Annotated in this window: 21 protein-coding genes and 2 pseudogenes; 10 read left to right on the top strand and 13 right to left on the bottom strand. The window is 59.7% G+C overall.

Annotation, left to right across the window (positions count from 1 at the left end; translation table 11 throughout):
• The first annotated feature begins 12 nt into the window (after positions 1–12).
• Both HMPREF9695_RS06290 and HMPREF9695_RS06285 read left to right on the top strand, forming a co-directional pair.
• On the top strand, positions 13–390 hold the full coding sequence (locus tag HMPREF9695_RS06290; protein WP_006019986.1) for an ArsR/SmtB family transcription factor: 378 nt from the start codon (positions 13–15) through the stop codon (positions 388–390).
• A gap of 80 nt (positions 391–470) precedes the next feature.
• Positions 471–1,580: a YeeE/YedE family protein gene (locus HMPREF9695_RS06285; protein ID WP_006019985.1), complete on the top strand. Its 1,110-nt coding sequence runs from the start codon at positions 471–473 to the stop codon at positions 1,578–1,580.
• Between the two features lie 68 nt (positions 1,581–1,648).
• Here the strand turns inward: HMPREF9695_RS06285 and HMPREF9695_RS26900 are convergent, their stop codons facing one another.
• From HMPREF9695_RS26900 to HMPREF9695_RS06270, 4 genes are all read right to left on the bottom strand, one after another.
• Complete coding sequence (locus tag HMPREF9695_RS26900; RefSeq protein WP_245258722.1) at positions 1,649–1,924, bottom strand: GDCCVxC domain-containing (seleno)protein; 276 nt, start codon at positions 1,922–1,924, stop codon at positions 1,649–1,651.
• Positions 1,925–2,318: 394 nt separating this feature from the next.
• Positions 2,319–2,954, bottom strand: a complete 636-nt coding sequence (locus HMPREF9695_RS06280; protein WP_006019984.1) for a DsbA family protein — start codon at positions 2,952–2,954, stop codon at positions 2,319–2,321.
• Between the two features lie 8 nt (positions 2,955–2,962).
• Positions 2,963–5,062 (bottom strand): protein-disulfide reductase DsbD family protein, encoded by a 2,100-nt coding sequence (locus HMPREF9695_RS06275; RefSeq protein ID WP_006019983.1) that lies wholly within the window; start codon positions 5,060–5,062, stop codon positions 2,963–2,965.
• On the bottom strand, positions 5,059–5,793 hold the full coding sequence (locus tag HMPREF9695_RS06270) for a L,D-transpeptidase (protein ID WP_006019982.1): 735 nt from the start codon (positions 5,791–5,793) through the stop codon (positions 5,059–5,061). The genes HMPREF9695_RS06275 and HMPREF9695_RS06270 overlap by 4 nt, the downstream gene beginning before the upstream one ends.
• 556 nt (positions 5,794–6,349) lie before the next feature.
• Here HMPREF9695_RS06270 and HMPREF9695_RS06260 point away from each other — a divergent pair.
• Both HMPREF9695_RS06260 and HMPREF9695_RS26895 read left to right on the top strand, forming a co-directional pair.
• A complete protein-coding gene (locus HMPREF9695_RS06260) occupies positions 6,350–6,712 on the top strand; it encodes an ArsR/SmtB family transcription factor (protein WP_006019980.1) in 363 nt (120 codons plus the stop codon).
• Positions 6,713–6,980: 268 nt separating this feature from the next.
• Positions 6,981–7,214, top strand: a pseudogene (locus HMPREF9695_RS26895) (hypothetical protein); the annotation flags it as partial.
• Positions 7,215–7,346: 132 nt separating this feature from the next.
• Here the strand turns inward: HMPREF9695_RS26895 and HMPREF9695_RS06255 are convergent.
• Positions 7,347–7,625 (bottom strand): metal/formaldehyde-sensitive transcriptional repressor, encoded by a 279-nt coding sequence (locus HMPREF9695_RS06255; protein ID WP_006019979.1) that lies wholly within the window; start codon positions 7,623–7,625, stop codon positions 7,347–7,349.
• Positions 7,626–7,702: 77 nt separating this feature from the next.
• Between HMPREF9695_RS06255 and HMPREF9695_RS06250 the strand changes: the two genes are divergently transcribed.
• From HMPREF9695_RS06250 to HMPREF9695_RS06235, 4 genes are read left to right on the top strand one after another with little or no spacing between them, the layout of a single operon-like run.
• Positions 7,703–7,984: a metal-sensing transcriptional repressor gene (locus HMPREF9695_RS06250; RefSeq protein ID WP_006019978.1), complete on the top strand. Its 282-nt coding sequence runs from the start codon at positions 7,703–7,705 to the stop codon at positions 7,982–7,984.
• A 44-nt stretch (positions 7,985–8,028) separates the two neighbouring features.
• On the top strand, positions 8,029–9,237 hold the full coding sequence (locus HMPREF9695_RS06245; RefSeq protein ID WP_006019977.1) for an efflux RND transporter periplasmic adaptor subunit: 1,209 nt from the start codon (positions 8,029–8,031) through the stop codon (positions 9,235–9,237).
• Between the two features lie 3 nt (positions 9,238–9,240).
• Positions 9,241–12,480, top strand: a complete 3,240-nt coding sequence (locus HMPREF9695_RS06240; RefSeq protein ID WP_006019976.1) for an efflux RND transporter permease subunit — start codon at positions 9,241–9,243, stop codon at positions 12,478–12,480.
• A 17-nt stretch (positions 12,481–12,497) separates the two neighbouring features.
• On the top strand, positions 12,498–13,817 hold the full coding sequence (locus HMPREF9695_RS06235; protein WP_006019975.1) for a cation diffusion facilitator family transporter: 1,320 nt from the start codon (positions 12,498–12,500) through the stop codon (positions 13,815–13,817).
• 141 nt (positions 13,818–13,958) lie between these two features.
• On the opposite strand, the gene HMPREF9695_RS06230 is transcribed toward HMPREF9695_RS06235, so the two are convergent.
• From HMPREF9695_RS06230 to HMPREF9695_RS06200, 7 genes and pseudogenes are all read right to left on the bottom strand, one after another.
• Positions 13,959–14,540, bottom strand: coding sequence for a hypothetical protein (locus tag HMPREF9695_RS06230; RefSeq protein WP_006019974.1), 582 nt, complete (start codon positions 14,538–14,540; stop codon positions 13,959–13,961).
• Positions 14,541–14,973: 433 nt separating this feature from the next.
• Positions 14,974–15,447, bottom strand: a complete 474-nt coding sequence (locus HMPREF9695_RS06220) for a hypothetical protein (RefSeq protein WP_006019973.1) — start codon at positions 15,445–15,447, stop codon at positions 14,974–14,976.
• Positions 15,448–15,485: 38 nt separating this feature from the next.
• Positions 15,486–15,731, bottom strand: coding sequence for a PilZ domain-containing protein (locus HMPREF9695_RS26890; RefSeq protein ID WP_041711938.1), 246 nt, complete (start codon positions 15,729–15,731; stop codon positions 15,486–15,488).
• A 99-nt stretch (positions 15,732–15,830) separates the two neighbouring features.
• Positions 15,831–16,373 (bottom strand): annotated as a pseudogene (locus HMPREF9695_RS26885) (cytochrome b/b6 domain-containing protein); the annotation flags it as partial.
• A gap of 68 nt (positions 16,374–16,441) precedes the next feature.
• Positions 16,442–16,846 (bottom strand): DUF3240 family protein, encoded by a 405-nt coding sequence (locus HMPREF9695_RS25620; protein WP_006019971.1) that lies wholly within the window; start codon positions 16,844–16,846, stop codon positions 16,442–16,444.
• On the bottom strand, positions 16,789–19,941 hold the full coding sequence (locus HMPREF9695_RS06205; RefSeq protein WP_006019970.1) for an efflux RND transporter permease subunit: 3,153 nt from the start codon (positions 19,939–19,941) through the stop codon (positions 16,789–16,791). Before HMPREF9695_RS06205 ends, HMPREF9695_RS25620 begins: the two co-directional genes overlap by 58 nt.
• Before the next feature lie 3 nt (positions 19,942–19,944).
• Complete coding sequence (locus tag HMPREF9695_RS06200) at positions 19,945–21,000, bottom strand: efflux RND transporter periplasmic adaptor subunit (protein ID WP_006019969.1); 1,056 nt, start codon at positions 20,998–21,000, stop codon at positions 19,945–19,947.
• Between the two features lie 155 nt (positions 21,001–21,155).
• Here HMPREF9695_RS06200 and HMPREF9695_RS06195 point away from each other — a divergent pair, with 155 nt between their 5' ends.
• Both HMPREF9695_RS06195 and HMPREF9695_RS06190 read left to right on the top strand, forming a co-directional pair.
• Positions 21,156–21,809, top strand: a complete 654-nt coding sequence (locus HMPREF9695_RS06195) for a response regulator transcription factor (protein ID WP_041711934.1) — start codon at positions 21,156–21,158, stop codon at positions 21,807–21,809.
• 11 nt (positions 21,810–21,820) lie between these two features.
• The gene (locus HMPREF9695_RS06190; RefSeq protein WP_041711932.1) at positions 21,821–23,188 is read left to right on the top strand and encodes an ATP-binding protein; all 1,368 of its coding nucleotides are present in this window, start codon (positions 21,821–21,823) and stop codon (positions 23,186–23,188) included.
• A gap of 885 nt (positions 23,189–24,073) precedes the next feature.
• On the opposite strand, the gene HMPREF9695_RS06185 is transcribed toward HMPREF9695_RS06190, so the two are convergent.
• On the bottom strand, positions 24,074–25,312 hold the full coding sequence (locus HMPREF9695_RS06185; protein ID WP_006019966.1) for an OpgC domain-containing protein: 1,239 nt from the start codon (positions 25,310–25,312) through the stop codon (positions 24,074–24,076).
• Between the last annotated feature and the right edge of the window lie 960 nt (positions 25,313–26,272).

Genomic DNA, 26,272 nt, shown 5'->3' with positions numbered 1-26,272 from the left:
GAACGAACTACCATGACATCGATCCTTTCAACCGAACTAGAGACCGAACTTCGCGACGGCGCGGAATACTCGCCGGAGCTGGACCAGTTGATGCGCAAGGCTCGCAAGGCCAGCAACTTCCTCAAAGCTCTGTCCCACGAGAATCGGCTTCTGCTGCTCTGCCTGCTGGCAGAGCGCGAGCGTTCGGTCACGGAGCTCGAAAATATTCTTTCGTTACGGCAGTCGGCAGTTTCGCAACAACTCGCCCGGCTACGCTATGATGGAATGGTCGATACCCGCCGCGATGGGAAAACAATCTATTACAGCCTCGCTAATGAGGACGTGCGCCGCGTAATCTCCGTCGTATATGATATTTTCTGCAAGCCAACAGCGCCCGTCGAGAAAGCATAACTTTGCCGCGCGGTAGGCACGCGACGGAGCGGTCGCCGTCTACAAGCAAATTCGCGCGCGGATTCCGGAGATAGAGACCCGTGCAGAATTTATCTGCCTGGCTTCCCGCTCTGCTCGGCTTCGCTATCGGCGCCGTCGCAGGATTTGCCGTGCGCCATGCAAAGCTCTGCTCGTTCGGCGCCATCGAAGACGCGCTGATGGGGGACGACGGGCGCAGACTGCGCGTTTTTGGACTTGCTCTTGGAATAGCAATCCTGGGCACCCAAGCTCTAATCATTGCCGGCATGCTCAATCCGGAAACCACAAGTTATGTGCCTCCTGCGTTGCCCGTCATCGCCATCTTGATCGGCAGCACCATGTTCGGAGTAGGCATGGCGATGGTCGGTACTTGCGGTTTTGGGTCGCTCGTCCGGCTTGGCGCCGGCGACCTACGCAGCCTGGTTGTCGTTCTCATTCTCGGGGCAGCCGCCTACGCAACCCTTCGGGGCATATTCGCCGGATTTCGCATCGGAATTTTCGAAGCGCTGACGGTAACAATGCCCGAAGGTGCACGCTCCGATTTTGCCACGCTTGCGTCACGCGCCTTCGGAACTGAAATGCGTACTATCGTTGCCGTCACTATTGGTACGGGCTTGATGTCCCTGGCCTTTGGCGATCGGAGGCTCTGGCGCGCGCCGCGGCTACTTTCGGCAGGCGTAGTGCTTGGCGTTGCCACCGTCGCAGGCTGGTTCGTTACAACGACATTCGGCGACGAGTTCAGCAGCCCGCTGCAGCCGCAGAGCCTGACATTTGTCTCAACGATCGGAAAAACCCTGTTTGCAGGTTTGCTGAACGTTGCAAACTTCGCAGACTTCGGAGTCGCGAGCGTGTTGGGCGTCATCGCTGGATCATGCCTTGCGGCCTGGCGCGCGGTGGAGTTGCGATGGGAAGCATTCGACGATGACCACGAGATGCGGCGCCACTTATCCGGCGCGGCTTTGATGGGTATCGGTGGCATTCTGGCCGGTGGCTGCACCATCGGTCAGGGCATTACCGCAGGATCGGTACTGGCGCTGTCTTCGCCGCTCGCCGTTGCGGGAATGATGTTGGGTGCACGCATCGGCATCGCCGTTCTGGTCGATGGCTCGCTCCGCGACATATTCGAACGTAGTTGGGCAGAGCTGCTTCGAGGCAAGGGTCCCATGCATTGACGGCCGGAGTTTAGGACAATCTAGGTATTCCGACGGCCAAATCTCCCGATAGCAAAGGTTCCGCCTTCTTAAATTGCACCATCATTAACTTTTAATCGCACGGCTAACTGTTTTTCCGAGAACCCTGCCCTTTGACGCGTCACACAACACGAGCTCCCCTCTTGGATGGGCGGACACGAGATTGAGCCGTATGAGCAAAACACACAGCAGTCGCCTGCCTTTGGCTTCAAGCGCACTCCGCACCCTTTGCAGTCATAGAAAAATTGACATGCATCGGTCGGCATCGTCTCCAACGACTGATGACTGCACTGCGGACAAGTAACGGTCGATTGAAGTTGCGTCATGTGCGAACACTCGAATACGGAAATCGACTTGCTTAACCTGCGTGAGTCCTACTGCATCATTTTCGCAGGATAACCGGCATTGGTGGTCGCCGTAATAAGCGCGGGGACGTTCGTACGACTGTCTTCGAAACGCACCCTTGCAATTGCGGCTCCTTGCGCCTCCGACATCTGGGGTCCGTACCTTGACACAGCAGCAATACACCACACATACGCCCTCACTTTGATGTTCGGACGAAGAACGCAGCCATTGAGACTTGGCGTTCTTCTCAATCTCGTATGCGGTACTGTGACCCGAACCGCCCAAGTCGTTGAGATAAAATCGGTCAGTTGCTGTCGGCTTCATGGTCCAGAGATGCACCATGTTCGAAAGCCACAACCGTCCGCTCATGGGCGTCTATTTCTTTTTCTGCGCCGCAGTCCGCGCATCCGCAATGGCTCGTTTAAAGCCGGCGGCATCCAGTACCCCCGGCACCCTGAATGTCCCGATAATGAAGGCAGGCGTACCCTGGAAGCCGAATGCCTCGGCCTGTTCATTGTTGCGAGCCAACAGCGCTTCTATCGCAGGCTTGTAGGTTTCCATGTCTCGCTTCGCGCGATCGACATCGACACCGGCCTCTCCAAGCAATTTTTGAACGACTTCTTCGTTCAGTCTCGTGCTGGCGCCGATGAGCGCTGCGTGCGCCTCATGGTACTTGTTCTGATATTTGGCCGCGAGAGCCATTTTCGCTGCATATTGCGAAGCGCCGCCAAAAATCGGCCAATCCTTCATCACGATACGGAGCTTGCCATCCTCTTTTGAGATCTTGAGAAGCTCGGGGGCGACCTTCTTGCAGTATGGACACTGATAATCGAAGTATTCAACGATGGTGATATCACCCTGGGGATTTCCGATCGACGGAATGTCCGGGTCACGGAGCACGCTTTCCTTAAAAGCGTCTGCGGTTTCGCCTCGTGCTCCTGGCACGAAGTTGATAAGCGCCCCGAGAGAAAACGTGGATGCGACAACGAATGCAATGAACGATTTCTTCATGGGGTGACCTATTTCTGTGAGGGGGGTTTTGATACTGCTGCAGCTTCATTGAAAGCGGCCGATACAGACGAGGTTGAAAGGATTTCCGAAAGAGCGATGCCGTCCGGAGCCCTGGGGCCAAAGACGATGTTGAAGGGAATGCCGAAGCGCCCGTGTTCACGCATGAACTGTGCGATTTCGGTGTCCGGCCTGGTCCAGTCGGCCCGCATCGGCACGACGTCCGAAGAAAGACGCCCCGCAACCTCTTGCCTGTCGATGACAAGCGCCTTGTTGATCTTACAGGCGATGCACCAGTCCGCCGTAACGTCTACGAATACCGTGCGACCCGCACCGACCAGCGCATGCAGATCACTGTTCGAGAAGGTGCGCCAAGGTATCTCAGTCGGGTTACGCGTTTGAGACTGCGCGAATACCGCAAGCACAGCGACGATGAGTCCAATTGTTCCCGTGGCTGTCGCGACCATTTTCAGGGGGGCGCCCTTCAACAGGCTCAGGGCGGCCAACCCTAACATCAATGTCGCGCCAAGAGAGATCGCAAACGACCGGCCTGCTACCTCGCCAAGTACTAGCAAGAGCCAGCCGGCGGTCGCGACTAACGCCACACCAAAGATCCGCTTGACGTATGCCAGCCAAGGCCCGGGCCGTGGGATGACGTTTGCCATTGCAGGAACGGCCACGACGAGCAGATAGGGCGACGCCATGCCGACGCCGAGAGCCGTGAAGATGGCGAATATCTCGGCGGTCCCCTGCGACAGTGCAAAACCAACGGCAGTGCCTACCAACGGCGCGGAACAGGGGGTTGCAAGCAGCGTGGCCACGAATCCACTCAGAAAATGCGAGGTCGTCGATGAGCCACCTGCGATGCCGCTTACCCGGGTCAGGAAGCCTGAAGATACCGGGAGGCTGAAAAGCCCGAACTGATCCGCCGCGAACAGGACAAGGACCACTGCCATGCCACCGAGAAACCAGGGTTGTTGAAACTGGATACCCCATCCGACACTGGCGCCGGCAGCCTTCATGCCGGCAAGCCCGCCCGCCAGCAGAAGAAAGGAAACCAGGACTCCCGCAGCCGTGGCAGCAAATCCCCTGCGAACCTGGCCACGATCGGCCGCGCTGCCGTGAATGAACGAAAGAAGCTTCAGCGAAAGCACCGGAAACACGCAGGGCATGAGGTTCAGAATGAAGCCCCCGACGAGCGCGATGCCAATGAGAGCAAACATACCGCCAGGTATATCGGACGCCGGCTGATCCACTGGGCTCGTCGCACCAGTTCCTCCGTTTGCCTGCGGTGCGGGTGATACGGCCAAGACGGCTGCGCCGTCGGAAACGATCGTCGCCGTCACCGTACGCGTCCTGATGCTTTCGGCAGTCTCGCCAGGCAGGTTCACGGTCAGGGTCGCCCGATTACCATGCTCAAAGGTCACGACAGGCTTGTCACCGCTCAATGCCGGATCGCTCTCGATGAACGCATCGGGCGCATTAAGTGGCTTGGACGAAGCGATCTCGACCTTTAGCGACGCTGGGCCCGTTGGAGACCGCTCGACCGACAGAACGGAAAGCACATTGGACGTAGGCTGCGGCACCCGAGAGCGCCACGTATCGATTGTCGTTTGGGAGTGTCCGCTTGCGCCAGGCTGGATCGTACCGGCGAGCACTAGCTCTTCCCGCACACAGATGGTGCTGCAAGCGTAGACCGCGAGCTTCAGGCGGATGCGTGTCTCGATGCCTAATTCGCGGACCTTAATTTTGACGGGAAACAGAACCTCATGTGTGTACCCGACTGACTCGAACCCGAGAATCGATAGCCGGGATGGTGCAGGCCAGTTCACCTCAGTACTGACGACGTTCGACGAGCCGGACCAATCGAACTCAGTCGGAAGGCCGGCGTCCCCCGGCGATTTCCAGTAGGTTTTCCAGCCAGGACCAAGGTCTACACGTACACCGATCCAGGTGACGTCCGGTTTTCCCGCTTCCGAGCTACCCGTCAGAAGGTCGGCTTTGATATCGGGCTTCTGAGTTACCGCTTGGACGAAGGGCTGGCCCTGCGCCTCGGGTACCGCGGATATCAGAGCGAGCGCCACCATCGCGCGAAATACAAAATGCCTCATCTCAGCACCTCAGCTTTGGTGAGCAGATTGGCCTCGATTGACGAGGCTGCACGTGCTTCCTGTTCTGAGAGCACAACGACCTTGGACCCGACCGGCACACGGTCGAAGAGATCGATCGCGTCCTGATTTAATAGCCGGATGCATCCGCTCGAAACATTTTTCCCGATGCTTTCGGGCTCGTTCGTCCCGTGAATGCGAAACAGCGTGTCCTTGCCGTTCTGGAACAGGTACATCGCACGCGCGCCGAGCGGATTTTCGACTCCAGCGGCCATGCCTTGACGGTACTGCCTAAGTTCGGGCTGCCGAGCGACCATGGCGGATGGCGGCGTCCACGTCGGCCACTGCGCCTTGCGGCGGATGTCCGCCGTTCCGGTCCATCCGAACCCATCACGGCCCACGCCAACTCCGTAGCGCATCGCAAAGCCGCTCTCCTGCACGAGATAAAGAAACTTGGCATAGGGATCGACGACGATGGTGCCGGGCGGATGTTGAGTCGCGTATCGGACACGTTGTTTGACGTACTTTGGGTCAATCGTTTCAGCTTTGACCGCTGGAATTTTGAAGGCGCTGTCGGTAAGTGCGGGATATTGCGGCTGCCGGGGCGGCGCATACGACGCCTCCTGGAGCGTTGCCTGATTGCAGGCGGCCAGTAGGACGGTCAATCCGGCTGCGCAAAGCACGCGCAGGCACGGATGCGCCGCCGCACGAAGCGCGGCTAATGGCGATGTCATGAGAAGTCTCCGAAGGGATCTATGGACGCAATAATAGCGTCAGCGCGAAGCTGACCTTATGCGTCGATCCGTGGAGGCCGGTACTGAGGAGCGGCAAGCCACTGCACCTCGAGCCGCTTGTCAGCGTAGGGCAATATTCCGGCCTTGCCGTGACTGGGTTCCGCAATTGCTGACGTATTGACTTCTAACCCAATCAGTGCACCCACACTGCACAACGTGCCAACGGCGCCCGGAACCACCCGCTTGCATGGTTTCCCGCCCTTAACCGAATGGCTTTGAGGGAAAGCCGCCTGAGCAGGTTCGGCTTTGGAAAACCCGCGCGCAAAGGACGGCTGCACCAGCGAAACCAGGATCCCCAAAATGCAGAGTAGCGCCAAGGCGATCGGCCGTCTCGCGGTTCCGCGCATGGAAATGAGGATAAGACCGTGCATCCGCAGCTTTTCTCTCAGGCTCGTAGCGGGAGGCAAATCAACGTTACGTGACGCAACGACAATTCGATGTTTGTAAATTCATAAGATCTTGCTACATTAGAACAAATTAATAGACAACCAAAAAGATGAACAAATTGCCCAACGCCTCGAAAGATCTTGCCGATTTTCAAAAGAACGCCGCGGAAGTTGCGGGAATTCTGAACGCGCTGGCCAACGAGCGACGCTTGATGATCTTGTGTCAGTTGGTCGAATACGGCGAAGCTACCGTCGGATCCCTCGTCGATGCCGTAGGTATAAGCCAGTCGGCTCTCTCCCAACACCTTTCCAGGCTGCGCGAGGAAGGCATCGTGACCTTCCGCAAGGAAAGCCAGACGGTCTGGTATCGCATTGCCGATTCGCGCATCGAGCAGCTGTTTGCAACTCTGCATGACCTTTTCTGCCGGACGCGAAAGGCCGGCGTCAAATCCCGGCGGGTGCGTCATGCCTAAGTGCACCCCGGTCTCCGCCCTTGTCGGCGGGCTCCTCATAGGAGCATCTGCAGCCTTGCTCTGCTGCTCAACGGAGATTCCGGCTGCAAAAGGTCATGGGCGCGAACAAGTCGGCTTGAAACTAAGTGCTGACGGCGGCGTTGTGTCGGGACCAGGAGAGCTTTAAGCAGAACAGGCGCGACCGAGTGCCGGCGCATACCAGCATCCGCATTAATGAGCAGATCCAGCGGGATATCGCAATTCGGGTGCGCCACTACGCGCACCATCTGGACGACGCTGGCTCGCCCTTCCGGCGCTGGTAACGGGCTTTCTTTTTCAGCACGCAATTCAGGGATGGTGCCCACCGGTTCCGATCCTTCGCCGCCTCGGCTTTCGAAAGTCCTATGAGATTGAGCAAGAGAGACAGGCCCTCAAGGCTTTACGCGGGGATATCGAGAATGTCGCCACTTCAGCGGATAGAGCTGCTGAGGCCCTACGCTCCACGATCAGGCCGCGTGAGTAACTACATCTAAATAGCGCAAGGAGAGGCGGCGCGGTGCTGCGGCACTTTAGCGGCAAACCCGATTTCGTGCGGGCCGGCGACCGAAGGTCAGCATGCTTTCGTGGCTCGATGGCTTCGACGGAATTGCCAACTTTATTTCAGGTAGGTGTGAACGACCTCGATGAGCTCGTCCGCCGCATCCGCGTTTAGCGCGCCCGGATTTTTCTGCGGATCGACCAGGTGAGTCCGGATGTGGTCCTCGACCACCTCCGCCATTAAGCCGGCGACGGAACCGCGTACGCCCGCGATCATATGCATGATGCGTTCGCACTCGGCTTCCTCTCCCAGCGCACGCTCGATCGCCTCGACTTGGCCTTTGATCCGACGGACGCGGGCAAGGAGCTTTTTCTTTTCCCTTATGGTATGGCTCATTGCGACAATATAGGCTACCTCCCTATCCTACGCAATGGGTGTTGCCATATCCCCCCCGGGGGGATACAACGCTTCCCATGACCAATGATCATGTTCACGTAACGCACCCCGGAATCCTCAAGCGTCTGAAGCGCGCAGAAGGTCACCTTCACAAGGTGATCGAGATGTTCTCGGACGGCCGCCCCTGCCTCGACCTGGCGCAGCAGCTTCATGCCGTCGAGAAGGCCATCAGCGAGGCTAAGAAGACGTTGATCCACGATCACGTCGACCATTGCCTCGACACCGCCGCCAATGGTGGGCGGGCAAAATCAACCGAAAGCGTGCTCGCCGAGTTCAAGGCGATCTCGCGATACCTGTGACGGCGCCGCAGCCGTTTCCAACCTAGAAACCGTAAGTATTCCGCATGGCTATCCGACCGATTACCGTCGTCGCAGCATTTGCCCTGGGTGCTGTACTCGCTTTCGGCGTTCCCGCGTTGCAGCGGGTAGCCGGACTTGGCGTTCCGGCGGCCGTCGTGCAGAGGGACGCCAAGCTCGCCGGCTCCTCGAGCAAGTCTACGGTCGTGGCGATGGACGAGGAGCGCATACGGCTTGCTGAGATCGAGCAGCGCAGCGTCGGGCCCGCCACGATCGCGAAGCGCCTGGCCGTGCCCGGCACCGTCGTCCCCGATGCCGGCCGCGTGGCCCATGTCGCCGTCAAACTGTCGGGCACCGTCGCCGAGTTGCGCAAGAACATCGGCGACGACGTCGTCAAGGACGAGATTCTAGCCGTCCTCGAGAGCCGCGAGATCGCCGATGCCAAGAGCGAATATCTGGCTGCCCGGCTGTCGAACGATCTGCAGCAAGATCTGACCGCTCGCGACAAATCGCTTTGGGAGGGACGCGCCGTTCCGGAACAGCAGTACATCCGCTCGCGTAACGCTGCGGCTCAGGCATCGATGCGCCTCAATATTGCGCGACAGAAGCTGCTGGCACTCGGCGTGCGGGCGGATGAGATCGAAGCACTTCCACAAGCCCCCGACGCCCTGCTGCGCAGCCAGAACGTGCGCGCCCCCATCTCGGGACGAATTGCGGAACGACGGGTCGAACTGGGGACCGCCGTCGGTCGCGACAATCTCGAAACCGAACTCTTCGTCATCGTCGACCTCGGCCGTGTCTGGGTCGACCTGTCGGTCTCCTCGGCCGATCTGCCTGCGGTCAGGGAGGGACAAGCTGTCAACATCGCGACGCGTGGGCAACCGGCGGCAGGCACCGCGAAGATCGTCTTCGTGAGTCCGCTGCTCGACAAGGACACCCGTACCGCGCGCGTCGTCGCGGCCATCGATAACGCCGACGGGCGCTGGAGACCTGGGTCGTTCGTCACGGCAGCAATCGCTATAGAGGAGCACGCCGCTCCCGTGGTCGCGCCGTTCGGTGCCGTCCAGAACGTCGGAGGCCGCAAGGCCGTCTTCGTCCGCACCAAGGAGGGTTTCGAAAAGCGCGACGTTGTGTTGGGCCAGCGCGATGGCCAATCCGTCGAGATCGTCTCGGGCCTTGCGGCCGGCGAGACCATCGCGGTGTCGAACACGTTCTCGCTGAAGGCGGAACTGTCGAAACCCGGCGAAGAGGACTGAGCGATGATCGAGAGGATCGTCGACTTTTCGGTAAAGCGCCGGTGGCTGGTCCTGCTCGTCACGCTCGTCGCCGCAGCGTCCGGTCTCTGGTCGCTGACCAAGCTGCCGATCGACGCCGTTCCGGACGTGACCAACGTCCAAGTGCAGGTCAATGCCGTCGCGCCGTCGCTGACGCCGGTTGAGATCGAAAAGCAGGTCACCGTCGCGTTGGAGACCGCGCTCGCGGGAATACCGGGACTGGAGTCCACTCGGTCGTTCTCCCGTAACGGCTTTGCGCAGATCACCGCGGTGTTCGCCGACCGCACCAATATCTACTTCGCGCGGCAACTGGTGTCCGAGCGGATCAACGACGCCAAGCCCAGCCTGCCGCCGGGCGTCGACATCAGGATGGGCCCGGTTTCCACGGGGCTCGGCGAGATCTACTGGTGGGCGGTCGAATACGAAAAGCCCGGCACGACCGCTCCTGTCCACGACGGCCGACCGGGATGGCAAACCGACGGAAGCTATCTGACGCCGGAAGGCGAGCGTCTGGCCGATGAGTTCCAGCGGACGGTGTACCTGCGCACGGTGCAGGATTGGGTAATACGTCCGCAGATGAAGTCGGTGCCGGGCGTCGCCGGCGCCGATGCCATCGGTGGCTTCGTCAAGCAGTTCCAGGTCCAGCCGGATCCGGCGAAGCTGGTGGGTTACGGCTTGTCGTTTGGTCAGGTGATCGCCGCCATCGAGGCCAACAATGTCAGCCGCGGGGCGAACTACATCGAGCAGAACGGAGAAGGTTACGTCGTGCGCGCCGCCGGGCGCGTCGAGAACATGGACGACATCTCCAACATCGTGGTCACCACCCGCGGCGGCATTCCCGTGCGGGTGCGGGACGTTGCCGACGTCGCGATCGGGCGCGAATTGCGCACCGGCAGCGCCAGTGTGGACGGGCGCGAGGTCGTGCTCGGTACGGCGTTGATGCTGATCGGCGGCAACAGCCGAACGGTTGCCGCCGCCGCCGACGTCCGGATCAAGGAGGTCAGCCGCACCCTGCCGCCGGGCATCTATGCGCATACCGTATTGAACCGGACGCAACTGGTCGACGCGACCATCCAAACGGTGGCGAGCAATCTGGCCGAAGGCGCGCTCCTCGTCATCGCCGTCCTCTTTCTGCTGCTCGGCAACCTGCGCGCGGCCCTCGTCACCGCCTGCGTGATCCCCGTGACGATGCTCATCACCGCTACCGGCATGCTGCAAGGGCGGATCAGCGCCAACCTCATGAGCCTGGGCGCGCTCGACTTCGGCCTCATCGTCGACGGCGCCGTCATCATCGCCGAGAACAGCCTGCGCCATCTCGCCGAACGGCAGCGCGGACTGGGCCGAACCTTGTCGCTCGAAGAGCGGCTGTCCACGGTGACGGCTTCGACCTCGGAGATGATCCGTCCGACGGTGTACGGCCAGATCATCATCATCCTGGTGTACGTTCCCCTCCTCGCCTTCACGGGCGTCGAGGGCAAGACGTTCGAGCCAATGGCGCTGACGGTCATGATCGCGCTCGCGACCGCATTCGTCGTCTCTCTCACCTTCGTCCCGGCCGCCATCGCGATCGCGGTTTCGAAGCCCGTGCGCGAGGATGAGAACTATTTCGTCCGGCGGCTGAAGTCCGGTTACGCGCCCTTGCTGAGCCGGACGATTGCAAGGCCGCTGCCGGTGATGGTGGCGGCCGCGCTGATGTTCGTCGGGGCCATTCTGCTGTTCGGCCGGCTCGGGCAGGAATTCACGCCGACGCTCGATGAGAAGAATATCGTCATGGAGGTCAAACGCGTGCCGAGTACGGCGCTGGCACAGTCGCAGCGGATGCAGCTTCTGATCGAACGCCAGATCAGCAAGTTTCCCGAAGTCGCTTTCGTCTTCTCGCGCACCGGAACGCCGGATCTAGCCGCCGATCCGATGCCTCCGAGCTCTTCGGACACCTACATCATCGTCAGGCCGCAGAACGAGTGGCCGGACCCCAGGCTGACGAAGGACGACTTGATCAAGCGCATCGAGGCCGAAGCCACCAAGCTTCCGGGCAACAAGGTCGGCTTCTCGCAGCCCATCGAGATGCGGTTCAACGAACTGATTGCGGGGGTACGGGAAGACCTTGCCGTAAAGGTCTTCGGGGACGACTTTGCGGAGATGCAGCGCACGGCAGCCCGGATCGCGGACGTGCTGCGCAAGGTCGATGGCGCCGAGAGCGTCAAGGTGGAGGAGACGGCGGGTCTTCCGTTTCTCGAGATCAAGATAGACAAATCCGAGATAGCCCGGCGCGGTCTCAGCTTGGCGTTGGTGCAGGACCTGATCGAGACCGCCGTGGGCGGACGTCCCGCGGGACTCGTCTTCGAGGGCGACCGCCGATTCCAGATCGTCGTGCGCCTCAACGATGCGCTGCGCAACGACATCTCCGCACTCGAGGACCTTCCGGTCCCGCTTCCGAACGCCAATCCGAACGCTCCTTCCTCGTCCGTCCCGCTGCGGACCGTGGCCACGTTCGAGCAGACCGAGGGCGCCAACCAGATCAGCCGCGAAAACGGCAAGCGGCGTGTCGTCGCGACCGCCGAAGTCCGCGGACGGGACATTGGCTCCCTGGTCTCGGAGGCGCAGACCAGGGTCGACGAGCAGGTCAAGCTCCCACCGGGGAGTTTCCTGACCTGGGGCGGACAGTTCGAGAACTTCTCCGTCGCGCGTCAGCGTCTGATGATCGTCGTGCCGGGCTGTTTTCTATTGATCTATCTTCTCCTGTTCGGCGCGCTCGGCTCGCCGCGTGACGCCCTCATCGTCTTCAGCGCCGTGCCGTTGGCGCTGACCGGCGGCATCGCCGCACTCTGGCTGCGCGGCATGCCGTTTTCGATTTCGGCGGCGGTCGGCTTCATCGCCCTGTCGGGTGTCGCGGTCCTTAACGGACTGGTGATGCTCACACAGATCCGGAAACTAATTCTGGAAGGTGTCCACACGAACCTGGCCATCAGCCAGGGCGCCCTCACTCGCTTTCGCCCTGTCATCATGACCGCACTGGTCGCCTCGCTGGGTTTCGTGCCCATGGCCATCGCGACGGGTACGGGGGCCGAAGTGCAGAAGCCATTGGCGACTGTCGTCATCGGCGGCCTGCTGAGCGCGACGCTACTGACGCTTCTGGTCCTGCCGGCCCTCTACTCCTACTTCGCACCTGCCCAAGCACAGCCGAAGCCCGACAGTGCATTCATCCCAAGCCGCGCAGCCGAATAGAAACCGAAGGTTATGACATGTTGAAGCAAATCCAAGAATGGTTCGGGATGTCGCCCCAAGGGCAATCGCTGGGGCTCGGCCACGGGCCGGGCGATGGCAAGGGTCATGGCCACACGCACGGGTCGATAGATCCCACCATCGCGACGACGACACGCGGCATCTGGGCGATCAAATGGTCGTTCGTCGTGCTGGCGCTTACCTCGGCCTTGCAGCTGGTGGTCGTGGTGATCTCGGGCAGCGTCGCGCTCCTGGCCGATACCATCCATAACGTCGGGGATGCGGTTACCGCGATTCCTCTCTGGATCGCGTTCGTGCTGGCGCGCCGCAAGCCGAGCAAAACCTTCACATATGGTCTCGGACGCGCCGAAGACCTGGCCGGGGTGGCCATCGTGGCGATCATCCTGTTCAGCGCCGTGTTCGCAGGCTACGAAGCCGTGGACCGCCTTATCCACCCGCAAAGCATCGCTTTCATTCCCTGGGTGGTGGCCGCCGGCATCATCGGATTTCTCGGGAACGAGGCCGTCGCCGTCTTCCGGATCCGGGTCGGGCGCGAGATCAACAGCGCGGCCCTTATCGCCGACGGTTATCACGCGCGCACCGACGGCTTCACCAGTCTGGCGGTGGTCTTCGGTGCGATCGGCGTGTGGCTGGGATTTCCGCTGGCGGACCCGATCATCGGACTTCTCATCACCATCGCCATCTTCGGCATCGTCTGGCAGTCGTCCAAGGCGGTGTTCGTTCGGATGCTCGACGGAGTCGACCCCGCGGTCACCGACGAGATAAGGCACGCCGCCGGGCACGTCGACGGCGTCCGTGAGGTCCTTGACGTCAAGGCGCGCTGGTTGGGACATCGCCTGCTCGCGGACGTCGGTGTCCGCGTCCTCGCCGATATGCCCGTGGCCGACGCAGACCGTTTGGCTGAAAACCTCCGGCATGAGATGCTCGAGCATGTACCCGCCCTGTCCGTTGCGAACGTCCGGGTATCATCCACATCCCAAGAGGCCCAACCGGGAGCGCATCACGCTCCTGAGCCATTCCAGGTTCGCAGCGAACTGGCGGAGGGGGAGCTTTCGATTGCGCGCACGCCGGCCGGGGAACGAATGCGGCTGACCCTGGACCGGTGGGCCGACGGGTTGAACGCGGTCGTGACGATCGACCGCGCCGGGCGGCCCGAAATCCTCGTTCTTTTACCGTCGTCGGGAGATCTTTCCACGCTCGAGAGCCAGTCTGCGCCGGACGAGCCGCATGAATTCAACGCGCGGCTTATTTTGTCGGCTAATGGCAGGGAGGAAATTCGGGAATTTCGCATAACGGAGCCGGCAGGCCACGGGCATTGACCCTCCTGCGCGTGGCAAGCATGGCCTTCAGGGCCGATCGAGGCGCGTGTACAGCACCACTACTCCCCACGGTACTCCGCATCCATATCCGAGGATTTAAAGTCCGCGAAGGAATCGATGCTGCCGCGCAAAACTCCCGGTTCAGAGTCCACCCAACTGCAGAGCAGGAATAATTGGTCCGGCAGACGGTCGGGTGGTGCCTGGTCGGCGTGCAATCTTTATTTGGACCAGAAGAAGCTTGAGCGAGAACGCGGCAACAGCGCAAGCGTTACTTCCGTTATCCGAGGCTACGCAGACCAAGATCAAGGAAGATAGCATTTTCCGGCCGAAGGCGGGCTGGACAGAGATGGTCATGCACCGGCCCATCGAAGGCAAGACTTGAACGTCACGGTTTCCGAGATCGGCGGCGACGAGCGCGTCTCGATCTAAGTCGAGCTTGAAGTCGGCAAAATTTCGGTGAACCGCGGCGCAGCGGTCGGCACCACCTGGATGCACGGCGCCAGAAGGGGTTACGGAATCGGGCAACCGCACGGTCGTCGTGGCGAGGTACGGGGCGGCGCGGTGCAGGAAGGACGCCGTGCACAGGGCAACCAGATGATCGCCAAGAGCCACGGCGTTCTGGTAAGGATAGAGAATCATCGTCCTAAGATTCTGACGCGACGTCACAAACCTCCAACGCTTGCGGCTCGACACGGGAAGCCGCATTCGTTGGTCGCGCTTCATGCTTTTACCCCCGACGCTAAGGCCGCCGCAGCAGCAGACGGCGTAGAGACGCCGGTGAGAGCAAACAGCCTTCGGGTCAAGACACCTGGATACCGTTTGTAGAGGACGGCTCGGCCTGAGCGATGGTCAGCATGTACATCGCGACAGGCGGGCAATCCTCGCAGTACTACTCTTCTGGCCGTCAGGACAGCATCGCGGCCATATCCGTCATCTCAGCAGCAGCCAGATGCTTTGCCGATACTGGTGTCACCAGCTACGCAGCTACGAAACCGACGATCACGAAGGCCGCGAGCAAACGAGTCGGCGAATACTCGCGACCCATTATCACGCGGGACGGGAAACATGTGAAGCAGCATCCCGGCCGCCGCAATCGCGTGTTCAACGCAATGGACGATATCAGACTCCTCGCCCTTAATCGGAGCGTATCTTGCCCTTAACGAAACCGCTTGCCATTCCACTGCATCCGGTAGCGGCAAAACGAACCGCGTCGGCTGCAATCGACGTCGATGGATGGCCTACCTGATTCAGTAGACATGTCGATTTCCAAAACGTCCCCTCGCCAAACCTCGCGAAGGATGCCTCCTTTCGAAACGAAGACGCGGTGAAGGCAGCCGTTCGGCGAACAAAGAGCATCTCGATTGAAGCACTCGAACTGGTCGAAGTGGACTGCGATAAACTCTTCGTCCGTCGTTCCTTTCAGGTATCGCAGAAACCCCGTTCGAATATTTATTGCGTCGTCCGTGCACAGTAGCTGCGCTGCTTTAAGCGCCTTGTGAATAGGCGGCGGAAGTCGCTGCAGCTGCTCGTATGATAACGTGGAGAATTTGCCCGGCGCCATTCCCGACGCGCGCGCGTTTGCTCCAGTCGGGGTCAGACACACCATCAGTGCGATGAATATGCGCAACATGGAATGCTCCTTTAGCCGCTAAATTTGGTCTCTGTGGTTCAGACTGCGTCGAAGGTGACGCCGAGCCTTTTTTCACTCATCCAAACAACCCGGCAAGCTCTTCGAAACTCGTCCGCTACAATCACAAGCGTGAATTTCTTTGGAATTCCCGCTGGACCCTCAATCTCCAACAATGCTCCAGCGGCTGTGAGATTTCTGACCGTGCAGGAGATCGCCCCGCCGCCAAAGGAGATCGTGCCGGCCTTAAAAACTCTCGTCCGCGGATGCGACCGCTTATCTTCCATGATCGACCCCGAGGAAGTTTGTCTAGGCGACTTTATCTTCAGCGGACTCGTCCCGCTGTTGCTGATCGAAAACCGCAAACTGAAAGTCCTCCGAAGCCGCCGCTCGCCAGCGAACTCGTGTAAGAGCGCTAGTGTGACGTGGCCGATCAAGTAGGCCCACATCACGTTACCTAATGTCATATGCACCTCCCAAATCATCGCCGTCGTAGCTTTGGGCAGGAGTGAAGACCATGCGACGGCGCCGGTACTCGCCATTATGGTCGCTGTCAATAAGCCGAGCCCATGGACCGCAGCGGCAAGCGGTTGTTCCTCCAAAGCAGGCAAGCGCAGACGGCGCAAGCTCGCGAGATGCGCAAGAACATCATTGACAACGGCGGTTCGGGCGCTTTTCGAGAACCAAGGAAATAAGGCGCGGGCACCTCTGTCCGACCGGCGCAAGGCCAGCCAAGACCAATAGGAGAGAATGATAGCAAACGTAGCCAGCCCCACGTTCTCGTGGAGCGAAAATAGTATGTCGCCCGGACGATTATCTTGAGGAACCACCATCACGAGGCTTATGAACAGCTGATGGGTCACAGACACGGCGAGCAGAAGATGGAGAAGGCGGGTGGTCCAAGACCAGCCAGGCTTGCGATCTTTCATGTTTAATATCTCGTTCGTTTCAACATGCGGAGAATCCTAAAGGCTCGTTGTTTCTATACTCTGGACCGCTATGAGCATCGGCACTCTGGTGAGGCGTCAAGGATATGTGAGGGACCCAGGCTACTCGTCTCTTTGGGTTTGACCTCCACATCACCCGTGATCGCGGTCAGCCTGCCGAAGCTGTCGACGGGCTCGATCCAATGCGTGAGGTTGGCAACCCGGGCATTTTCTCGCAGACCGTCTAGCAAACTCGTCACCCCTTGTCGTGGCAGCACCGCGACCAGCACGCTGCGCTTCACCCGCCCCCGCACCCGCTCGTTGATGCTTGCTTCGGTGAAGTCGAGACCGTGTCCGTCCGCAACCCATGTCGTAAAACCGCTAACGGGTGGATTGGCTCTCAGCAGAAACTCGACGACTACGTCCTCTCCGCTTGGGGGAAAGACGAGCGTGAGCTTGCATAAGGACTTGTCCATTCGAGGCTCCGAGTGCGCAGGGTGGTTTGACCATTGGGGACGCCGAAGCGTCGAAACAGGATAGGCAGAAGAACCAGCGTTAAGGCCGTTGAGGTGACAAGACCGCCGATGACCACGATCGCGAGCGGCTTTTGGATTTCCGAACCGGGCCCGTCTGCGAACAGCAGCGGCACCAACCCGAAGGCAGCGATGCTAGCCGTCATGAGAACTGGCCGGAGCCGTCGGACCGAGCCTTCATAAATGGCCCGATCGAGCGAAATCCCGCTGTCCAACAGCTGATTGAAATAACTGACCAGAACCAGCCCGTTGAGCACGGCGATACCGAGCAGGGCGATAAAACCGACGGAAGCAGGTACCGACAGGTACGCGCCGGAGACCCACAGGGCCAGTATGCCTCCGACTAAAGCAAAGGGCACGTTGGCAAGAATAAGCAGTGACTGGCGCATAGAGCGCAATGTTGCGAAAAGGACAATGAAGATGAGACTCAGTGCAATCGGGATGACGATCGCAAGCCGGGCTGCGGCACGGCGCTGGTTCTCGAACTGGCCACCCCAGACGAGCCGGTATCCTGACGGAAGCTGGATCTTCTCGGCAACCGCCTTCTGGGCGTCCTTCACGAAACCGACAAGATCGCGGCCCGACACGTAGCCCTGCACGATAGCAAAGCGCGAAGCGTTTTCACGATCGATCTTGACGGCGCCAACCTTGCGCCCGACGCGCGCAACATCCCCGATCCGCACAAGACCGCCGTCGCCGGCCGCGAGCTGCATCCGGCTGAACAGTTCAGGCGAGTCGCGAATGGCCTCTGGCCCGCGCACCACGATGTTGGTCCGCCGCTGCGGTTCTGCAACAAGCCCGGCGGAGCCGCCTTCAAGCAGCGTGCGCAATTCATCCTGAATGCCGGTGACCGATAAACCGACCCTGCCTGCCGCCAAGCGGTCAACGTCGATCTGCAAATAATCAACCTTGTCGTTCGAGACCGTCGATACCTCGGTTGCGCCTGGGACCTTTCGAAGAGTCGATTGGACTTGACCTGCCAACTCGGACAGCACTTTGAGATCAGGCCCGAAAATTTTAATCGCAAGGTCGCCCCGGGCGCCGGTCAGCATCTCCGATGTGCGCATCTCGATAGGCTGCGTGAACGCGAATTCCATTCCCGGCAGATCGGTCATCGCCTCACGCAAGCGCGCGACCAGCCAGTCCTTGTCAGGCACGCGCCACTGATCTTTCGGCTTCAAGACGAGAAAGGCATCGGTCTCATTCGGACCCATGGGGTCGAGGCCCAATTCGTCAGAGCCGACACGCGAGATCACGCGATCGATTTCGGGCACCTTTTCGAGCAAGGTGCGCTGGATCAGAAGATCGGCGTCGATGCTGGTCTTGAGATTGATCGAAGGCAACTTGATCGTCTGCATGATGACGGAGCCCTCGTCCATGCTCGGCATGAACGTCTTGCCGACGGCTCCATAAGCCACCACGGCAAGACCAATCCCGCCGAGAGCAACGAGATAGACCGGCAGCGGATGAGCGAGACACGTTCTGAGCAGCGGGCCGTATCCACGGGTCAGCAGCCGCATCAGCAAAGGCTCGCCATGATTGCCGCCGCGCAGCAGAAAGGACGATAGGACCGGGATCAGCGTGAGCGACAGAACCAGAGAGCCGCTGAGGGCGAAGATGATCGTCAACGCAACGGGAGCGAACAGCTTGCCCTCCAGGCCCTGCAGCGACAACAGCGGTAGAAACACCAGACAAATGATGAAAATGCCCGACACGACGGGAACCGCGACTTCGCTTGCCGCCCGATAAATCTGATGCAGGAGCGGCACTTTGCCGTCGCCAGGATCATGATTGAGACGCTCGACCGCGTTTTCAACGACAACAACCGCGGCATCCACGATGAGGCCGAGGGCAATGGCGAGGCCGCCGAGGCTCATCAGGTTGGCCGACATCCCGAACGCCTGCATCATGATGAAGGTGACGAGCGCCGCAAACGGCAGCGTCACGGCGACAACGAGGGCCGCCCTGAGATTTCCCAGAAAGGCGAGGAGGAGCAGGACGACGAGAACGGTGGCCTCAATGAGAGCTTTCTTGACCGTTCCAACGGCGCTTTGGACGAGATCCGAGCGGTCGTAGAAGGCTTCGAGGCGAACGCCGTCAGGCAGGCTTGGTTTCAACTCGTCGAGCCGCTGGCGGACGGCCTTGACGAGTGCATTGGCGTCAGCGCCTCTGAGCGACAACACAAGCCCTTCGACCGCCTCACTTTTTCCGTCTTTCGTAACCGCGCCATAGCGCGTGAGGCTGCCGATGCGGACCTTGGCGACATCATGCACCCGGAGGATTTTCCCGCCCTCGGATTTGAGTACGATTTGCTCGAGGTCGTGCGGCGTCTGGATGGCGCCTTCAGCGCGCACCACCAGCGCTTTTTCGCCTTCGCCGAGGCGCCCCGCGCCGTCATTGCGATTATTGGCTTGAATCGTCGCGATCAGCTTTGAGACGTCGAGTCCGGAGGCTGCCAACGCCGCGCTATCCGGCGTCACCTCGAAGGTCTTGACGAGGCCGCCGAGCGCGTTGACGTCGGCAACGCCCGGAATGGTTCTCAGCGCCGGCCGTATCGTCCAATCCAGCAGGGTGCGCCGCTCTTCAAGCGAAAGGCCGCCTCCTTCGATGGTGAACATGAATACATCGGACAGCGGCGTCGAGATCGGTGCGAGACCCCCGGAGACGTTGGCGGGCAAATCCCCCCGCACGCCGGCCAGCCGTTCGGCCACCTGTTGGCGCGCCCAATAGATGTCAGTCCCGTCCACAAAATCAATGGTGATATCCGCGATGGCGTACTTGGCGGAAGCGCGCAGAATGGTCTGGTGCGGAATGCCAAGCAGTTCCATTTCAAGCGGGGTGATAACGCGGGTCTCAACCTCTTCCGGCGTCATGCCCGGCGCCTTCAAGATGATCTTCGCTTGAACGGGCGCGATATTCGGGAAGGCATCGATCGGGATATTTTGAAACGCGTAACCGCCAACTCCGACGATGAGCACCGCGACCAACAAGACAAAAACGCGCTGTGTCAGGGCGAACTCGATTAAGCGGCGCAGCATTACTCACTCCCTGGGAATGAGGTTTTCAAGTTGCGAAAGACCGCTTGCAGCCACCATCTGTCCTGGCGTCAAATCGCCTTCGATTGTGGCAGCCGCCGTCGTCTTGCCCTTGAGTCGAACGGGCACCACGACGAAGCCGGTGTCGTTTCGCACGAAAACAGCATTGCCCTCGCCGATCCATGCGACCGACGTGGCCGGCACTTCGAGTCCACTTGCAGCAGCGGGACGAATGATGCTCACTGCGGTCATCTGCCCGGCAACAAGGCCGGACCGCGGCGGCACCTCGGCCAGCATTGTCGCTGACCGCGTCATGCGGTCAAGCGCGCCCCCGATTGAGATCACCTTGCCGATCGGTCCGTCCGCGACCTGCACACGGTCACCTGGATGGATGCGACCAATGAGGTCGGCCGGCACTTGCGCTTCCAGCCAAAGCTGCTCGCTGGTGTCGATCACGACCGCCGCTCCCATAGCATCGAGCTTTTCACCTGGTAACACGCGGGTTTCCACCACCCTGCCGTCGGCAGGGGCTGGCAATGTGTAGTTCCCGGGGGCTCCCTGCGAGATGCCTCCGATCGCGACAAGTCGTTTTTGGTCGTCAGTCAGCGCACGGATTTTGGCGGCTTGCGCCTCTGCCTCCTCGGCCTTGACCGGCGTTGCGACGTCCTTGTCGACCAGCCTGCGGGCGCGTGTCGCGACCGTTTCCGCCATTTGAAGCTCAGCCTCGGACTGATTGAGCCTGCTCATGGCTTCGAGGAATTCGCGGCTGGCAACGGTGACGAGTGGTTCGCCTTTCCTGATGGACTGGCCCGGCAGAACGTGCATCTGCGTGACCGTTCCCGCGAACGGCGCCGCGGCGACAACGCGCGCGTTGGTTGCCGGCACGACCGTGGCCGGAAGCAGGGCGACGGCTTCGGTTTGCGCGGGCTGAACTTTCTGAAGGCGGATTTCGAGGCGATCCACCTGCGCCTGGGTGACGGCAAGATCTTTGGCGCCGGCGCGTGTCGCCAGGGGCATAAGCGACAGAAGAGCCAGCAGATATTTCAGCCGCGGGCAGCGCATGGAACCGTCTCCATCGTCGAAACCAGACTTGGGGCCCGTCTCATGGCATGCGTATCTGAAAGGAGCCTGAAGGCGATCCGCCGGCTGGCTTGGCGTTTTCAGGTACGTTTCAGCTTGTCCGTGATAAAGAGAGGTTGGAATTCGAGGAGGCATCCATTCGTATTCTTCTGATTGAAGATGATGACGAGATTGCCCGGCGCCTGATCACCGGGTTGACGGCGAGTGGCTTCGTGGTTGAACATGCGGCTGACGGCCCTGACGGTCACGCATTGGGATCAACCGAGCCCTACGATGCCGCCGTGCTGGACCTGGGCCTCCCCGGAATGCAAGGCTTGGATGTCTTGCGACGATGGCGAGCGGCAAACAGCAAACTTCCAGTCCTCGTTCTTACTGCGCGCGGGACATGGGCGGAGAAGGTCGATGGCCTGAACGCGGGCGCCGACGACTACATCACAAAACCGTTCCACATCCCCGAAGTGGCGGCGCGGCTGAGAGCGCTCATACGCCGCGCGTCCGGGATTGCGAACCCGTTGCTTGAGCATCGCGGCATTTCGCTCGACCCTGTATCGAGCCGCGTTACGCGCGACGGCGAGCCAGTGGAGTTAACTGCAAGCGAGTACCGCATGCTCAACTGTTTCCTGCACCGCGTAGGACGGGTAATTTCGCAGCAAGACCTAATCGATCACCTGTACGCTCTCGAAGATAGCCGCGAGTCCAATACCATCGAGGTGTATGTCAGCCGGCTGCGGCGCAAGCTTGGCCACAATCTGATCAAGACCGTTCGCGGTCTCGGATATCGGATGGATTAATGGCGTTACGCATGACGAGCCTCAAAGGCCGACTGATCGGCGTTGCTATCGTATGGATCCTCATTGGGGTGCTCATATCCGGTGTCGCACTTTCAACGGTCTTCAAGACGCATGTCACCCAACAGTTTTACGAGGAACTTTACGTCCACCTGGACGAATTACAGGGACTTGCAACCATCACATCGTCGGGCTCTCACCTACAACGTCCGTTGAGCGATCCGCGCTACGACGTGCCCCTCTCCGGCTATTATTGGGAGATCCAGAAGCCAGGAAGCATCTTGGCCCGGTCCGGCTCGTTGCAGGGAGGGATGCTACGCATCCCAACTGACGATCGGCCGAATGCTACCATTCACACCCACATGATTGACGGCCCGACCGGTAAGGTTCTCATTGCCGAGCGTGCGCACTGGTACAACACTACAGACCCGCCACTACGCTTTATTATAGGCACTGACCGCCGTCACTTAGAAAGTGTCCTTCAAGGCTTCAACAGTACACTAGTCTGGTCGATGGGCGCTTTCGCCAGTTCGATGATCATCGCAGCGAGCGGACTCATTCTGTTTGCATTGCGGCCCTTGAACTACCTGCGTAATGCCCTGAACCGGGTGCGGTCCGGAAGCGAGAAGAACTTGCAAGGCAACTTCCCGCAGGAGGTGCAGCCCTTGGTCGACGATTTGAACGCCATGCTGAAGTCGATGACCGCACTAATGATTCGCGCGCGGGCGCAGGCTGGAAACCTGGCACACGGGCTCAAGACACCCCTTGCGATTCTGACTGACGAGGCCTATCGCATCGAGGACAAAGGCTTGCCGCAGTCGTCGGTGATCATCCTGGACCAATGTAGGCGAATGCAGACACAGATTGACTACCAGATTGCACGTGCCCGTGCGGTTGCGATGCACTCGGTTCCAGGAACGCTCGCCTCTGTCGGAAGGGCCGGCGCGGAAGTGACCAGTGCCCTTTCGCGGCTATACCAACCCAAGGGAATCGTGATCGAGAACGGCATTCCGTTAAGCCTGACGGCGGCATGCGACGCGCAAGACCTCAACGAGATGTTGGCAAACCTGGTCGACAATGCGTGCAAGCACGCAAAGGGACGCGTGCTGCTGTATTGTGCCGATGGATCGCCTCAGCACACCGTTAGTGTTGTGGTCGAGGATGATGGACCTGGGCTGCCGCCGGAAGCCTTCGAGGTGGTCTTCAACGTCGGTGAGCGCTGGGACAGTCAGGCCCCCGGCTCTGGACTTGGCCTTTCGATCGTGCGCGATCTCGTACGACTTTACGGCGGCGATATCGCTCTCGATACCTCACCGCTCGGTGGGCTCAAAGTTGTTCTTGATCTTCCTCGCTTCCAAACTCTCGATGATCGATTCAGGTGACCTTTCCGAAGCATACTATTGGCCAACCGGCTGACCCCACTCAGTAATCTTGTATCTTCGAGTCCTGGTCGATGCCTCGAACGACGTCGTTCAGTCTCGATCGGACCGATCGGTTTCTGATCCTGATCGGCAGGGAGCGAAGGGTCGATTCATGCCGGCGACGAACGAGCGCACGTCGACGATGCTACCGGACGCAAAAACTGGTGCACCAAAACGTCGTCTTCGGGAGTACAGATACTCGCTGCCGCTGCGTCCGAAAGCGATGTCCATCTCGGCGTCAGAACCATCGGCAGCCGTTGCCTACGATCAGCGCGTAGTCGCCGAAGCTCTTAAGAGTGGTGTCGCCTTCGCCGGTATCCCCTCCACGGCGACGGCCAGACTTATTGCTCCTGAGTATCTCCATGCAGTTGAGTCGACCCGAATTTCGGACCGGACTTTAGCTGGTTTGCAAACGCCACCTCGCGAACGACGTTCCTGCGAATCGGAGTTGCTTCGTTTTTGTCGCGTTAGAGTGGCACCTAGCCTTCCAAATACAGCCCCCAAACTACCGCGGCATGCGCCGTGACGCCGGCACGCTGAGGAGCCTACGGATCGTAGCGGAATTGGTCATTTCTTCGGTCATTTTGGACAGTTGCCCGGCCCAACAGCCGCAGCTGGAGTTCCTATGCACCAACACCGACCGGAATGAAGAACCCGCGTTGAGCGCGAATGTCGATGCGGCCAGCCAAGGACACCGCAAACTGCTCTTCACGTGTCGAGATGTTGGACACCAATTAGACACCGTGCCTTCTCCTCACCGGCGTTATACCAGCCGACATCCTTGATGCTCATCCTTGGCTGGTTACATCACCGTTATGTGGGAACGCTTTCATCCTTCAGAATGGCTTACGGCTCACCCCGAGCCTCCCCTTTCGGCAACTTGCCGCCCGAAGGTAAACCCTTGTCGACCTCCTTCGACCAAGCCCGATAGTAGGCGACCATCGTCATGATCCAAAGACCCGCGGCACCGACCAGGAGCTGGGCCACTACTCCCACTGACCCGAAGCCCAGCACGAAGTGCGCGATGAAGGACAGGAACAGGCCAACGCAAAAGACAGGCAGCGACTGCTGACCGCATCTAATCATCGGCTTGAAGATTGGCCATTTCAGCCCCGGCCAATCGACCGGAATGAGCGAGACGACGATGAACATTAGGCTAACCAAATGGATCACCCGGTAAGGCGCGAGATTCGTCTTGTCGTTCGGAATAAATGTCTCTGCGATCGCGTCAGGAACGAACTGCCGCAATTCGGGAATCCGCTCAGCCAGCGTAATGGCGAGAGCAAACAGAACGAAGCCGATACTCAGGACGTAAAGGCTGCGAAATTGCAGAAGCCCTCGATTCGCCGCAGCTCCCCCGAGCGCCAGCCAGGCTCCGAAAACAAAGAGCAGCTGCCAAGTGAGCGGATTGAAGTACCAAACGCCCGCAGGATAGGAGGCAAAATTCCAGCCGTAATGGCGAGTAGCCAGATACAGGCCGATAGATCCGATCATCACCGCATTGCGCCATCGCAACATGAACCAAAGGAAGATCGGGAACGCGGCCATCAGCACGATGTAGAGCGGCAGAACATCGAGATTAAGCGGCTTGAACTTGAGCAGGAGACCTTGCAAGAGAGTCTCGACGGGCACGTTCATCAGGGATGTGACGTTGAATTGATCCATCAGATGCGGGTCGTCGAACTTATGCGAAAGATAGTGAACCGCAGTGAGGTAAAAAATGAAGATCAGCAAATGGGCAACGTAGAGCTGCCAGACCCGGCGCAACACCCTGGTAGCGCCGATGACGAAGCCCCGCTCCATCATCATCTTGCCGAAAACAAACGTCGCCGTGTAGCCGGAAATCAGCACGAAGAGATCGGCTCCATCGCTAAAGCCGTAGTTTCGCGTCGTGAACCATGCGAGTAAGCTGTCCGGAATGTGCCCAAGGAAGATCAGCCAATTTGCCAGACCTCGAAATAGGTCCAGACGGACGTCGCGCTGGGACTTGGGCAGTACGGATCGGACGGCGATTACATCTCGAATCCGGCGCCATACAGGTCTTAGGGCCCAACCGGCCGTACCGCTAAAGGTCTCGTCAGCCAACGTCTCTTTCTCCATTTCTTAATGATGAGTTTCCGCGCCTTCGAATGGAACGATTTGATCGCGCTTATCCAAGACGCCGGTACGCTCAACGAGACCCTGTGGGCGATGAGGCAGCTGAGAGCCATGGTCAATACAGCGATGAGGTTAGTTTGGGCCGACGCTTCGATCCACGCAACAATCGCTGACCTCCGGTACGGCGGACGATAAACTCCCGCTGCGGTGAGCATCGGCAGCTTGGATTCGGAGTCTTAGTGCTTGGCGATCTCGACGAAACAATCAAGGTCGAGGCTTCGCTGAACTAACGTCGCAAAGGCACATTAAGGAATAGCGATGCTGAGAAGAGGCGATCCCGCCGCGTGCAGAATCACCTCAGTCCAGTCACTGTTACTTTGGACCGATGTGGTGGGGTTCACGCGGGCCGCCGCTGTAATGATGGCTCCCGCTCGGACCGGACTTCTTTGAGCCCGTCTTCTGCTTCTTGGGGCCAATGTGATGAGGACCTTCGGACTTGGGTCCACCAGAGTAGTGGTGGCTGCCGCCCTTTCCTTCTCCAGAACTCGTCTGCGCCATCGCGGGGAACGCAACGAAGGACATGACACTCGCGGCAACTAACAGTTTACAGACATTCATTTCTCTTCCTCCTAATTGACCGAATAATCAAACCACGCATGTGATCCGATAGCAATCAACCCGATGCTGGCATCCGGATCCATGCCCTTCTTCAAGTCCGCGTTCATCTTTTCCATCGACTTCATCTAGGCCTGACCGGCATCGTCGGCGAAAGATGGCATGGACAGCGCAAACGCGATCAGGACGTACGCCGCGCACATCTTCCGGAGTATTTCGCATCACACATTCTCCGTTGATTGAAAACACGCTCACGAACGACCGTTGAACGGTTGTTCCGCGACTTCGAAAACTACGGGACGCATGACTCAACTGGTGTTCATGCGCGCACCA

It is taken from the genome of Afipia broomeae ATCC 49717, assembly GCF_000314675.2.
Taxonomy (GTDB): Bacteria; Pseudomonadota; Alphaproteobacteria; order Rhizobiales; family Xanthobacteraceae; genus Afipia; species Afipia broomeae.
This window is presented reverse-complemented; position numbering and strand designations above follow the sequence as displayed.

Coding starts and splice junctions, on each gene's coding strand:
- HMPREF9695_RS06290 (WP_006019986.1), top strand. CDS start 13: ATGACATCGATCCTTTCAACCGAACTAGAGACCGAACTTCGCGACGGC.
- HMPREF9695_RS26900 (WP_245258722.1), bottom strand. CDS start 1,924: ATGACGCAACTTCAATCGACCGTTACTTGTCCGCAGTGCAGTCATCAG.
- HMPREF9695_RS06280 (WP_006019984.1), bottom strand. CDS start 2,954: ATGAAGAAATCGTTCATTGCATTCGTTGTCGCATCCACGTTTTCTCTC.
- HMPREF9695_RS06275 (WP_006019983.1), bottom strand. CDS start 5,062: ATGAGGCATTTTGTATTTCGCGCGATGGTGGCGCTCGCTCTGATATCC.
- HMPREF9695_RS06270 (WP_006019982.1), bottom strand. CDS start 5,793: ATGACATCGCCATTAGCCGCGCTTCGTGCGGCGGCGCATCCGTGCCTG.
- HMPREF9695_RS06260 (WP_006019980.1), top strand. CDS start 6,350: ATGAACAAATTGCCCAACGCCTCGAAAGATCTTGCCGATTTTCAAAAG.
- HMPREF9695_RS06255 (WP_006019979.1), bottom strand. CDS start 7,625: ATGAGCCATACCATAAGGGAAAAGAAAAAGCTCCTTGCCCGCGTCCGT.
- HMPREF9695_RS06250 (WP_006019978.1), top strand. CDS start 7,703: ATGACCAATGATCATGTTCACGTAACGCACCCCGGAATCCTCAAGCGT.
- HMPREF9695_RS06245 (WP_006019977.1), top strand. CDS start 8,029: ATGGCTATCCGACCGATTACCGTCGTCGCAGCATTTGCCCTGGGTGCT.
- HMPREF9695_RS06240 (WP_006019976.1), top strand. CDS start 9,241: ATGATCGAGAGGATCGTCGACTTTTCGGTAAAGCGCCGGTGGCTGGTC.
- HMPREF9695_RS06235 (WP_006019975.1), top strand. CDS start 12,498: ATGTTGAAGCAAATCCAAGAATGGTTCGGGATGTCGCCCCAAGGGCAA.
- HMPREF9695_RS06230 (WP_006019974.1), bottom strand. CDS start 14,540: ATGAAGCGCGACCAACGAATGCGGCTTCCCGTGTCGAGCCGCAAGCGT.
- HMPREF9695_RS06220 (WP_006019973.1), bottom strand. CDS start 15,447: ATGTTGCGCATATTCATCGCACTGATGGTGTGTCTGACCCCGACTGGA.
- HMPREF9695_RS26890 (WP_041711938.1), bottom strand. CDS start 15,731: ATGGAAGATAAGCGGTCGCATCCGCGGACGAGAGTTTTTAAGGCCGGC.
- HMPREF9695_RS25620 (WP_006019971.1), bottom strand. CDS start 16,846: ATGGACAAGTCCTTATGCAAGCTCACGCTCGTCTTTCCCCCAAGCGGA.
- HMPREF9695_RS06205 (WP_006019970.1), bottom strand. CDS start 19,941: ATGCTGCGCCGCTTAATCGAGTTCGCCCTGACACAGCGCGTTTTTGTC.
- HMPREF9695_RS06200 (WP_006019969.1), bottom strand. CDS start 21,000: ATGCGCTGCCCGCGGCTGAAATATCTGCTGGCTCTTCTGTCGCTTATG.
- HMPREF9695_RS06190 (WP_041711932.1), top strand. CDS start 21,821: ATGACGAGCCTCAAAGGCCGACTGATCGGCGTTGCTATCGTATGGATC.